The following is a 12244-nucleotide window of genomic DNA, read 5'->3' as shown; positions in this document are numbered from 1 at the left end:
GCTGGAGTTAAGCGGCGTGCGGCTTTTCGCACGTCCGCTTGGACGAGTGGTTAGGTGCCCAACGCCGAACGCTTGCGGCGAAGTGCCAGCCCAATACGTGCGAACAACGTTACAGCAAACGCAATTGCGGCGGCTTGAACTAGCGACGGATGACTTGAAGGCGAGTCGGGCCGGAACGCGAGCCAAAGCATGCCGACCGCAAGACCGACCATGACCAAAGCAACCAAAGCCTTGGCGACACGAATGGAAAAAGGGAACGCCAGCAATGGCGCGGCAACCGACAGGAACCCAGCGCCGACAAGGTAGCCAGCGAAGGGACTGGCTTTAACCGCGCCAGATGATGCAATAAAAAGCCACGCCACGCCGACGGCGGCAAGACACAAGCCTGCCAGGAACGAAAGAATTTTTGCGAATGCGCGGAGTTTCACTTGGGAACCTAACGCTTGAGTTGAGCGGCGGCGGCGCCGTCCGCCTCGAACGATGGGTTAGGTGCCACCGCGGTAACCTCCGCTGATGCACATGCAAAAGTACCCTGAAGACCCGAGCAAGCCTCGAGCTCCACTAGGAGCGGAGACTCACCAGAGATGCTCAGTACGTCAAGGTAGTTCCCATCGAACATTTCGGAAAGTGCAATGTTATGCACGCCAGTGAACTGAAGGCTAATCTTAGCCGCCTTGGCGAGTTCAGCGTCAATGTAGGAAATTCGCAACTTGATGATGCCTGGGTGCTCGAACGAGAACAGTTCGATATGGCCATCTGCAAAGTTTGGCCAGTAACCAAAGATAGACTCGACAAGGTCGGAGTGCGAGATCATTTCTTGTGGCACCTAACGCCTGAGTTAAGCGGCGGCGCAGCCGTCCGCTTGGACGAGGAGTTAGACGGTTGCGACGCAGTTTGCTTGGGCGACAGCGACTGCCACGACGAGCGCACAGCTTGAACAACCGACTACCCCAAAACGACCAGCTCTGAAAGCTGAGGCTTGCGACGCCGTCGCGCGAAAAGTTGCTGCGGCGACGGACGACAAGCCAGCGCGAAGCTGGGCGAAACACACGATACGACAAACCACCACGAGCTACCGACTAACGCTTGAGTTGAGCGGCGGCGGAGCCGTCCGCCTCGAACGAGTGGTTAGGCCTTACCGCGCCGGACGGCACAATAGACGCCGAGTAGTTCAACGTTTTTTGTACTTTACGAAAGCAGCCAACCCGCAAGCGGCTGACAAGGCAAGGAACAAGAAGCCAAGATTGTTGCCATGCGAAAGCATAGCGCCACCAACGAGTAATGAGCCGGCTGTGGCGATGGCAAACTGTTGCGCGGTGAGAGCTTTCAGGTTTTCCACGTGCCATCCATGATGTTGAAGTGAGGCCTAACGCTAAGTAGATTTCAAAGTGCAGTCTAGTCCAGCAGCCTAATCCCTGCACTCCGTATCCGGATCGGGCTGTCGTCCTACACAAATCAACGACTTGTCCTCCTTGGCGCAGCCTAACTTGGCGGCCTAATCTTGCCATGTCCACACATGGAGACAGGGATGACTTCCGTTGACAGGCAGGGAAAGCGAGCGCACCCGGAGGTTGCTGCACCGCCGAAGCTGCTTGACCAGGTGCGCGCCCGGATGCGTCGACTGGCGATGTCCAAACGCAGCGAGGAGGCCTATGTCGGCTGGATTCGACGATTCATCCTGGCCAATGACAAGCGCCATCCCGCCGAACTCGGCGCGCCGGAGATCGAGCGCTTCCTAACCGCGCTCGCGGTGCATGGCCATGTCGCGGCGGCTACCCAGAACCAGGCCTTGTCGGCGCTGCTTTTCCTTTACAAGCAGGTGCTTGGGGTCGAACTGCCGTGGCTGGACGGAATCGAACGGGCCCGGCGGCCGCAGCGTCTGCCCGTGGTGCTGACCAAGGCGGAAGTAACGGCTTTGCTTGGGGAGCTGACCGGTCTGCATTGGCTGATGGGCAGCTTGTTGTACGGCACCGGCATGCGGCTGATGGAGTGCGTGCGCTTGCGCGCCAAGGACGTGGATTTCGAGCGCCATGAAATTCTGATACGCCAGGGCAAAGGGGCGAAGGACCGCCGCACCATGCTGCCGCATTCGCTGGCGGAGCCGTTGCAGGCGCAGTTGGCTGAGGCGACGCGAATTCACCAGCGGGATCTGGCGGCGGGGTTTGGCCGGGTCTGGATGCCCGATGCGCTGGCGCGCAAGTTCCCCGGTGCCGCCGCGGACTGGGGATGGCAGTATGCGTTCCCCTCGGCGGTGCGCAGTGTGGACCCACGCGATGGGGTGGAACGCCGCCATCACGTGGACGAGTCCCGGTTGCAGCGTGCGATCAAGGCGGCGCGGGATCGCGCGGGCATCGTCAAGCCCGCCACTTGCCACACGTTGCGCCATTCCTTCGCCACCCACCTGCTGGAAGCCGGTCAGGACATCCGAACCATCCAGGAACTGCTCGGCCACAAGGACGTGGCCACCACCCAGATCTACACGCATGTGCTCAATCGCGGCGGGCATGGGGTGTTGAGTCCGCTGGATCGGTGAGTCTTCCTCGACGAGCTTTGGGGGCGAGGCTGCCCGCCTCTGGCTCAGGGCCGAATCACCGCCACCCAAGCTTGCGACACCTTTGAACGCGACGCCCGGCGACGGATTCGCGTGAGCGAGCCCGGGCGTGTACCGGACTCGCGATTCTCGCAAGCTGTGAGCTGAGGTCAGGCAGAGAGCTGCCGTTGACGCCACTCGCACCATGAGGCGCGATCCGAACCCGGCGACAAGGTTGCAGGCCGGGCTCATTCGACCTAAAGTAAGGTTTCCTTACATTCGGCCCAGGTCAATGCTAGCCAAGCTCACCAGCAAGAACCAGTTGACGCTGCCCAAGGCGGCGGTTGAGGCCACCGGCAATGCCGAGTACTTCGAGGTGGAAGCGCGTGCCGGGCAACTCGTGCTGACGCCTGTGCGCATCCAGCGCGCCGACGCTGTGCGCGCCAAGCTTGCCAAGCTGAACCTCGACGACGATGGTCTCGCCGCGGCGGTTTCCTGGGCACGCCAGGCCAACCCGGCGAGCCACGCCGCACAGATCGCCGAGCCGCGGGGCCGGTACGACGCGAAGCCATCGCGCGCGAGCACGCCTGTGCCGCGGCGCAAGCGGTGAGTCCGCCCGCGCACGGGAAACCCCGCTGGGTACTCGACACCAACGTCGTGTTGTCGGCGCTGATCCGCCCTGGCGGCGTCGGCGGTCGTTTGCGTCTCGCCTGGCAGGCGGCGCTGCACGTGCCGCTGGTCAGTCGCGACACTGCCGCTGAACTGATCCGCGTGCTCGCTTACCCCAAGTTCAAGCTGACCGCCGACGAGCAACACGATCTGCTCGCCGACTATTTGCCGTGGACGGAGACTTTCCGTATCCCCGATCCACCACCGCGGACACCCCTCTGCCGCGACCCGCATGATCTGCCGTTCCTGCAACTCGCGCTCGCGGCGAAAGCCGATGCGTTGATCACCGGCGATGCCGGCCTGCTGGTGCTCGCACCGCTGCGCGGCCTCGCCATCCTCACGCCGGCACAGGCGATCGAGCGTCTGTCCCGCTAGAAGCGCGAGCCGGGTCGCCGACGCAGTTATCTCGTGCGTGGCCAATCGAGCTCCACATGATGCTCGACGCCATCGTCGAGCAGCGGGATGCGGTCGTCGGCCCGCAGCTCGCCGTCCAGGCGCACCGCGGGGGACGTGCCGGCGTCGCGCTGGCGCAGTTCGATCCGATACGACGTGTCGCGGTGGCGATAGTCCATGGCGAAGCCCTCCCACTCGGCAGGCAGCACCGGCGCGAAACGCAGCGTGCCGGCCTCCAGGCGCAGGCCGAGCAGCGATTCCACGATCAGCCGGTACATCCAGCCGGCGGAGCCGGTGTACCAGCTCCAGCCGCCGCGACCGACGTGCGGGGCGACCGCGTAGACGTCGGCGCTGACCACATAGGGCTCGACCTTGTAGACGTCCATTTGCTCGGCATCGATGCCATGGTTGACCGGGTTGATCATGCGCAGCAGCTCCCACGCGCGGGCGCTGTCGCCGAGTTCCGCAAAGGCCATCGTGGCCCAGATCGCGGCGTGGGTGTACTGGCCGCCGTTCTCGCGCACGCCGGGCACGTAGCCCTTGATGTAGCCCGGGTCCATCGGTGTCTTGTCGAAGGGCGGGTCCAGCAGTTGCACCAGGCCGGCGTCGCGGCGCACCAGGTGCTGGTCCAGCGACTCCATGGCCTGGCGCTGGCGCGCCGGCGCGCCGATGCCGGAGAGCACCGACCAGCTTTGCGCGATCGAGTCGATGCGGCACTCGAGGTTGCCGGCGGCGCCCAGCGGCGTGCCGTCGTCGAACCAGGCGCGGCGATACCAGGCGCCGTCCCAGGCGTGCTGCTCCAGCGCGCCGCGAAGCCTGGCCACTTCCTCCTCGCAGCGCTGCGCGAATGCCGCGTCGCCGCGCGCGCGCGCCACCTCGGCGAAGCGCTGCAGCACCTCGCAGCTGAAGAAGCCCAGCCACACGCTTTCGCCGCGGCCGCCCTCGCCGACGCGGTTCATGCCGTCGTTCCAGTCGCCGCCGCCGATCAGCGGCAGGCCGCGTTCGCCGCGCAGGGCGAAGCTGCGCTCGATCGCGCGTACGCAGTGCTTGTACAGCGGCTCGAACAGGCCCGAGGGCTGCGGCAGGTCGTAATAGGATTCCTCGCCGGCGTGCAGGGCGCGGCCCTCGATGTAGAACACCGGCACGTCGAGCACCGCGCGGTCGCCGGTGGCCTGCACGTAGCGGCTGGTGGCCAGCGGCAGCCACAGGTAGTCGTCCGAGCAGGTGGTGCGCACGCCGCGGTCCAGCGGCGGGTGCCACCAGTGCTGCACGTCGCCCTCGGGGAACTGGTGCGCCGCGCACAGGAGCAGCTGGGCGCGGGAGAGTTCCGGCGCGGCGTGCACGGTGGCCATCGAATCCTGCAGCTGGTCGCGGAAGCCGAACGCGCCGCCGGACTGGTAGTAGCCGCTGCGTGCCCAGATGCGGCAGGCGATGGTCTGGTACAGCAGCCAGCCGTTGGCGAGCACGTCCAGCGCCGGCTCGGGCGTGCGCACCTGTACCGCGCCGAGCACGCGCTGCCAGTGCGCGCGCACCTGCTCCAGCGCGGCCGCGGCCGAGCCGGCGCCGCGGAAACGCTGCACCAGCGCGCTGGCGTCGGCGGCGTCACGGCCCAGGCCGAGGCGGAAGATCAGCTGGCGCTCGGCGCCGTCGTCCAGCGCCACCTTCGACTGCAGTGCGGCGCAGGGATCGAGTCCGGGGCCGAGCCGACCGGAGAGCTGCTTGCGACCGAGCGCGGCGGGCTTGCGCATGCTGCCGTTGCGGCCGAGGAATTCGCCGCGGTCGCCGTCGATGCCGCGCTCCGGATCGTCCACGTCGAGGAAGGCCACGCGGCCGGGGAACTCGCCGTTGTAGCTGTTGCGGGCGAACAGCGCGCCGCTGGCCGGGTCCGATTCGGTGACCACGTGCATGGCGGTCTTCTCGCGCAGGTCGCCGAGCAGCCACTCGACATAGGCGGTGGCGCTGAGCCGCCGTGGCCGGCCGGATTCGTTGCGCAGTTTCAGCACCGATAACTTCACCGAGGCATCCAGCGCCACGTAGATCCACAGCTGCGAATGGATGCCGTCCTCGACGTGCTCGAACACGCTGTAGCCGAAGCCGTGGCGGGTCAGGTACTGGCCGCTGCCGCGGCACGGCCGCGGGGTGGGCGACCACAACGTGCCGCTGTCCTCGTCGCGCAGGTAGATCGCCTCGCCGCTGCCGTCGCCGACCGGGTCGTTGTGCCACGGGGTGAGGCGGAACTCGTGCGCGTTCTCGCCCCAGGTGTAGGCGCCGCCGCTCTCGGAGATCACCGTGCCGAAGTGCGGGTTGGCCAGCACGTTGGACCACGGCGCCGGCGTGGCGTCGTTCGCGGCGGAGACGATCACGTACTCGCGGCCGTCGGCGCTGAAACCGCCGTGCGGGTTGCGCAGTTGCAGTTCCGGCAAGGCGGCCACCGGCGCCGGCAGCGTCGGCGCGGGGCGTTCGGCGCGGCTGGGCTCGAACGGCGGCGCGTGGGTTTCCAGCTGGCGCCGGCCGATCTGTTCGGCCAGGCTGCCGCGATGGTCGGCCAGCACGATGCGCGCGCTGGCCAGCATCACCATGCGATCCTCGCTGGAGAGCTGCTGCGCCGGGCGCACGAAGATGCCGCCGGAACGATCGAGCAGCCCGGCCTCGCTGCCCGAGGCGATCAGGCCCAGGATCTGGTCCTGCAGTTGCTGGCGGTAGCCGGCGCGGTCCTCGTTCCAGATCACCAGGTCCACCGCCAGCCCCTTCTGCCGCCAGTAGGCATGCGCCTGCACCAGCTGGCGCACCATCTCGATGCGCGCCTCGCTGGCGATCTGCAGCAGCACGATCGGCAGGTCGCCGGAGATCGACTGCCCCCACAACCCGCTCTGCCCGCGGCGGTTGCCGCGCAGCACCGCCGGCTCGGCGCGCAGGCTGGCGTTGGGATACAGCAGCGCGGTGGCCATGTGCTCGTACAGCTGCGCATCGCCCAGGCCGGCGTTGAGCTGGCGCAGCAGCACCTGGCTGTGCGTCCAGGCGAGGTCGAACACGCGGTCGGCAAGGTGGCGGTCGCGGTACTTGCCGATCAGCTGCAGGCAGCCTTCGCGAGAGTCGGCGATGCCGGTGACGTAGTCGATGGTGGCCGTCTGCTCGGGCTGCAGGGTGATGCGGCAGCGGATCGCCACGATCGGGTCGAGCACCGAGCCGGCGCTGCCGGACAGCCGCGTCTGTTCGAGGTCGAGCATCTGCGGGTCGGCCAGGCTGCGGCCGCGGCCGATGAAGCGGGCGCGATCGGTCTCGAACGAGATCTCGTCGATGTCGGCATCGTGCACGGCCAGCAGGTGGAACATCCACGGCGGATGCTCGTCGGCCGCGCGCGAGCGGCGCGTGCACACGATCGCCTGCAGCGCGGGCACCAGCTCGGTCTGCACGAACAGCTTGCTGAACGCCGGGTGCAGCGCATCGGCCAGCGGCGGCGCCAGCACCACCTCGGCGTAGCTGGTCAGTTCGATGGTGCGCGCGCTGCGGCCGCGGTTGGTCAGGTGGGTGCGGCGCAGCTCGATGTCGTCCTCGGGGGAGACCACGATCTCGGTGTGTGCGTCGAACTCGCGCTCGCGCACGCGGAACTCGGCGCGCGCCTCGGAGAAGATCGCCTCGTACAGCTCGGTCTTCTGCCGCGTGGGCTGGTAGGCGGTGGACCAGTAGGCGCCGCTGGCGACGTCGCGCAGATAGCAGAACATGCCCCAGTGGTCGCGCGTGATGTCCTCGCGCCAGCGCGTCAGCGCCAGCTCGCCGCGCCGGCTGCTGCCGCCGCCGGCACTGGACAGCATCACGTGGTAGTGGCCGTTGGAGAGCAGTTGCACCGCCGGGCGCGGCCGGTTCGGATCGCTGAACACGCGCAGCCGCGCCTCGCTGGTCGGTGCCGTCGCGTTGCCGTCGGGGAAGCCGGAGGCGTGCAGGTATTCCGCCGCGGTACGCGGGATGCGCTCCTGCAGCAGCAGACTGGTGGCGCGGAACTGCGGATCGGCGGCGAAGCGGCGCTGCATCGGCCGGCCCAGCAGGGCGAAATCCAGCGCCAGCAGGCTCATGCCCTGGTGGTGGGCCATGAACGAGCGCACCAGCGCCGAACCCTGCCCCACCGGCAGCCGCGCCGGGGTGTAGTCGACCGCCTCGTACATGCCGTAGCGGCCCTGCACGCCCTCGCTGGCCAGCCGCTGCAGGTTTTTCGTGGCCGCCGCCGGCGCGATCATCAGCGCCAGCGCGCTGGCATAGGGCGCGATCACCACGTCGTCGCCGAGGCCGCGCTTCAGGCCCAGGCCGGGCACGCCGAAGGCGCGGTACTGGTAGGTGAAGTGGGCATCCAGCGTGTTGTAGCCCGACTCGGACACGCCCCACGGCACGTTGTGCTGGTTGCCGTACTCGATCTGCCGCGCCACCGCCGCGCGACAGGTCTGGTCGAGCAGGGTGTCCTCGTAGCCGGGCATCACCAGGTTCGGCATCAGGTACTCGAACATCGAGCCGGTCCACGACAGCAGCGCCGGTTCGCCGCCCACCGTGGTGAGCAGGCGGCCCAGCGCGAACCAGTTGTCCTGCGGCAGCTGGCCCTGGGCGATGCCGACGAAACTGGCCAGCCGCGCCTCCGAGGCGAGCAGGTCGTAGTAGCCGGCGTCGAGCCGGCGCGCGTCGACGTTGTAGCCGATCGAGAGCAGGTCGCGCGCGCTGTCGTAGAGGAAGCGGTAATCCATCCGCGCCAGTTCGTCGGCCTGCTGCGCCAGTTGCTCGATCCACGCGATGCGTTCGCGGGCGCGCTCGCGGACGGCATCCGCGTCATGCTCGCCGGACCAGCGCAGCGGCTCGATGCGGCTGAGCACGGCGAGCGTGGGGATGCCGCGCAAGGCGTCGGCATCGTCCTCCACCGGGTCGAGCCGGAAGTGGGCGACCTCCTCGCACAGCTCGTCCAGTTGCGCGCACAGCGCCTCGAGCCAATAGCCCGCGTCGCTGTCCGGCTCCGGGGCCAGCACGGGCGCCAGCGCATGGGCCTGGTCGCGTTCGCGCCGCAACAGCGCCAGCGCCGCGCCGGTGCTGGTCGGCGGTTCGTCCAGCGCCTCCTGCAGCTCGGCCTGCAGGCGGTGCAGCGGTTCGTGCTCCTGCTCCAGCGCGTCATGCAGCAGCTGCAGGGTATCGAGCAGCCCCTGCAGCGCACGGGGGCGGAACACCGGCGCGTGGATCAGTTCCAGCAAGCCGGGACGCAGGGTCAGCAGGTGGCCGGCGAGGTTGCCGCTGTCCACCGCCGAGATGTACAGCGGCGCCAGCGGCTGCAGCGTGCGGGTGTCATACCAGTTGTAGAAGTGGCCGCGATAGCGCGGCAGCTGCTGCAGGGTGGCCAGCGTGTCGCGGCTGCGCTGGAGCAGGCGACCGCCGGCGAGGAAGCCGAAATCCCACGCGGCCAGGTTGGCCAGCAGGGCCAGGCCGATGTTGGTCGGCGAGGTGCGCGAGGCGATCACCGGGCCGGGCTGCACCTGCAGGTTGTCCGGCGGCAGCCAGTGTTCGGTGGCGTTGACGTGGCTGTCGAAGAACGCCCAGGTCTGCCGCGCCAGCGTGCGCAGGAAGCGCGTCTGCGCCGCGTTCGGCACGAAGGTGTCGGGCCGGCGCGGCTGGCTGACCCACCAGGCGATCGTCGGCGACAGCAGCCACAACGCCAGCAGCGGCCACGCCAGCCACAGCACCATCGGCCGCTGCAGCGCCAGCGCCACGGCCAGGCCGAGCGCCAGCGCCGGCCCGATCCACATCTGCCGCCACACGGCGCCGGGCGCATTGCTGCTGCGCCGGGCCACCTCGCTGGAGGTCTGCCATTGCAGCAGGTGGCGATGGCTGACCGTGATCCGCCACAGCGTGCGCACGATCGCGTCGAGGTGGTAGAGCGCCTCGTGCGGCAGCCAGGCCAGGCCCAGCGCCATCCGCGCGACGTGTTGCAGGCCGTCGGCGAAGCCGGCGCGCAGGTGCTGGTCCAGCTGCACGTCCTTGGGTTTCTGCACCAGCTCCAGCAGCGCCGACAGCAGCGGCGGCACCAGCACCATCGCCAGCACCGCGAGCGTCCACGACAGCACCGGCGAGAGCAGCAGCCAGCCGCACACCAGCAGGCCGAGCACCGCCGGCGGCACCAGGCTGCGGCGCAGGTTGTCGAGGATCTTCCAGCGCGACAACGCGGTCAGCGCGTTGCGCCGCCAGCCGTCCTTCGCGGTCGGCGCCCACGGCAGCAGCCACGGCAGCAGCTGCCAGTCGCCGCGAATCCAGCGATGCCGGCGACGCACGTCGGCGCCGTAGCGGGCAGGGTATTCCTCGAACAGTTGCACGTCGCTGAGCAGGCCCGAGCGCGCGTGGCAACCTTCCACCAGGTCGTGGCTGAGGATGCGGTTTTCCGGGAAGCGGCCGTCCAGGGTGCGCTCGAACGCATCGATCGCGTAGATGCCCTTGCCGATGAACGAGCCTTCGCCGAACACGTCCTGATAGACATCCGAAACCATCTGCGTGTACGGGTCGATGCCGGCGTCGCTGCCGTACAGCTGCGCGTAGCGCGAGCGCGCGGTGCTGGGCAGGCTGATCCCCACGCGCGGCTGCAGGATCGCGTAGCCGCTGACCACGCGTCGGCGCACCGGGTCGTACACGGCGCGGTTGAGCGGATGGTCGATGCTGCCGACGAAGGTCTGGGCGGCGTCGCGCGGCAGTTCGGTGTCGGCGTCCAGGGTGATCACGTATTGCACCGGGCCGAGCGCGTCGATGTCGCCGACGATGCGCATGAAGCGGCCGTGCGCGTTGCCGCGCAGCAGCGCGTTCAAGTCGGCGAGCTTGCCGCGCTTGCGCTCGTGGCCCATCCAGCAGCGCTCGCCGGCGTTCCAGCGGCGCGGCCGGTGGAACAGGAAGAAGCGGTCGGACTCGACGCTGGCGTAGCGTTCGTTGAGCGCCTCGATGCGCCGCTGCGCCAGCCGCAGCAGCGCCTCGTCGCCGGGCAGGGTTTCGCTGTCGGCGTCGGCGAAATCGGTGAGCAGGGCGAAGTGCAGATTCTCGTCGCGGTTGCCGAGGAAGCGCACTTCCAACGCCTCGATCAGTTCTTCCACGTCGCCGGCGCTGCCCAGGATGCACGGCACCGCCACCAGGGTGCGCGCGCTGGCCGGGATGCCGTGGACGTAGTTCATGCGCGGCAGCGGCTGCGGCGCGATCGCCAGCGTGGCCATCCAGTTGAGCAGGCTGGAGCCGAGCTGGCTGGCCACCAGCAAGGCCATCACGGCGATCGCCAGCAGCCAGCCCACCGCCAGTTCGTCCTCGGCGGCGGCCACCACCAGCGGCTCGGCGATGGCCACGGTCAGCACGACCAGCAGCCCGAGGTAGATCGACACCGGGGCGCGGTCGAAATGACGGCGCAGGCGATCGGCGAGGCGCGGGCGCACGCCCAGGTGCTGCTCCAGCTGCGGCCGGCCGCGATCGATCAGGTACCAGCCGACGTGCCGCGGCAGCGCCGGAGCCGGCTCGTTCGGCGAGGCGGCGCGGCACAGTTCCACCGTGGCGGCGGCCACGCGCACCTCGTCCAGCCGGTGCTGGCGGGCCAGCCGCTCCACCACGTGGCGATAGCGGTCGCGGGTGGCGAAGTTCATCTCCGCGTAGACGCCGGCCGGGTCCTCGCGCAGCTGCTGCTCGACCAGGCTCACGCGCTCGACGAAATCGCGCCAGTCGATCGCCGACAGCAGGCGCAGGCTGCCGATGCTGTTGCTCACGCTTACCTGCGCGGCGGCCTGCTGCTGCGCCTCGCGCTGCACCAGGTGCTCGATGCTCTGCCCCGACTCGGACAGGCGCTGCTCGATCCAGCTCAGCGGCAGCGCCAGCGCCGGGCTCTGCCCCTGCAGCCGGCGCGCCATCTCGGCCACGAACGGACCGTTCATCGGCGGGTCGGAGCGCGCCATGTCGGCCACCACCAGCACCACCGAGTTGGGTGCGCGCTCGGCGGTGGCGGTCATCGTGTCGGCCCAGCGCGCGGCCTGGCCGCGGTGGCGCCAGTCGGCCATCACCCGCGCGGCCACGCGGCGCAGGTTCTCGATCAGCGCCAGCCGCAGCATGATCGGGATCGCCCACAGCTCGCCCAGTCGCAGCGGCGTCACTTCCTGGTAGGCGTGGATGAAGCGGTGCAGGCCGGCGGTGTCGATGCGGCCGTCGCCGTGGGCGATGATCTCCAGCGCGATGTCGTAGACCCGCGGCAGCCCGGCCGAGGCGCCGTTGTCCAGTCGCGGCAGTTCGCGGCTGTAGCCCTTGGGCAGATGCCGGCGGGCGATGCGGATCTGTTCCTCGATCAGGTAGAAGTTGTCCAGCAGCCACTCGGCCGCCGGCGTGATCCGCCGCTTGCGCCGGGTCGCCTGGGTCAGCCGCTCGCAGCTGTGGGTGATGACCGCCTCGTTGTCGGCCAGCCGGCCGAGCAGCAGATCCATGCTGGAGCGTTCGCGCAGGCGGTGCTGGCCGGCCAGCTCGCGGCCGTGCTGTTCCATCTGCTCGGCATTGAACAGCTCCGCGCGCAGCGCCGGCTCCTGCTCCGGCCGCGTGCGGGCGGCCACGCGGCGGCGGCGGAAGGCCTGCAGCCGGCGCAGCTTGAGCCGATCCAGGACGCTGCCGATGTTCAAGCGAAAA

Annotated in this window: 7 protein-coding genes; 3 read left to right on the top strand and 4 right to left on the bottom strand. The window is 68.8% G+C overall.

The genetic code is table 11. The features are described from left to right. Positions 1 to 50 precede the first annotated feature (50 nt). From ACFCQI_RS07585 to ACFCQI_RS07575, 3 genes are all read right to left on the bottom strand, one after another. Entirely contained in the window at positions 51 to 428 is a 378-nt protein-coding gene (locus tag ACFCQI_RS07585; RefSeq protein WP_395117209.1) for a hypothetical protein, read from the bottom strand. Positions 429 to 436: 8 nt separating this feature from the next. Further along, a complete protein-coding gene (locus tag ACFCQI_RS07580) occupies positions 437 to 814 on the bottom strand; it encodes an Imm50 family immunity protein (protein ID WP_395117207.1) in 378 nt (125 codons plus the stop codon). Positions 815 to 1171: 357 nt separating this feature from the next. Beyond that, positions 1172 to 1339, bottom strand: a complete 168-nt coding sequence (locus tag ACFCQI_RS07575) for a hypothetical protein (protein WP_395120832.1) — start codon at positions 1337 to 1339, stop codon at positions 1172 to 1174. A gap of 189 nt (positions 1340 to 1528) precedes the next feature. Here ACFCQI_RS07575 and ACFCQI_RS07570 point away from each other — a divergent pair, with 189 nt between their 5' ends. The 3 genes from ACFCQI_RS07570 to ACFCQI_RS07560 all read left to right on the top strand — a co-directional run bounded on the left by ACFCQI_RS07570 (position 1529) and on the right by ACFCQI_RS07560 (position 3574). Then, a complete protein-coding gene (locus ACFCQI_RS07570) occupies positions 1529 to 2533 on the top strand; it encodes an integron integrase (RefSeq protein WP_395120831.1) in 1005 nt (334 codons plus the stop codon). Positions 2534 to 2822: 289 nt separating this feature from the next. Continuing rightward, positions 2823 to 3140, top strand: a complete 318-nt coding sequence (locus ACFCQI_RS07565; RefSeq protein WP_395120830.1) for a hypothetical protein — start codon at positions 2823 to 2825, stop codon at positions 3138 to 3140. Then, entirely contained in the window at positions 3137 to 3574 is a 438-nt protein-coding gene (locus tag ACFCQI_RS07560) for a putative toxin-antitoxin system toxin component, PIN family (protein ID WP_395120829.1), read from the top strand. Before ACFCQI_RS07565 ends, ACFCQI_RS07560 begins: the two co-directional genes overlap by 4 nt. Positions 3575 to 3600: 26 nt before the next feature. Here the strand turns inward: ACFCQI_RS07560 and ACFCQI_RS07555 are convergent, their stop codons facing one another. After that, positions 3601 to 12237: a GH36-type glycosyl hydrolase domain-containing protein gene (locus ACFCQI_RS07555; RefSeq protein WP_395120828.1), complete on the bottom strand. Its 8637-nt coding sequence runs from the start codon at positions 12235 to 12237 to the stop codon at positions 3601 to 3603. Positions 12238 to 12244 lie beyond the last annotated feature (7 nt).

The organism is Rhodanobacter sp. FW102-FHT14D06, assembly GCF_043950705.1.
Lineage (GTDB): Bacteria > Pseudomonadota > Gammaproteobacteria > Xanthomonadales > Rhodanobacteraceae > Rhodanobacter.
The sequence above is the reverse complement of the archived record's forward strand: the minus strand, read 5'-3'. Positions and strand labels throughout refer to the sequence as shown.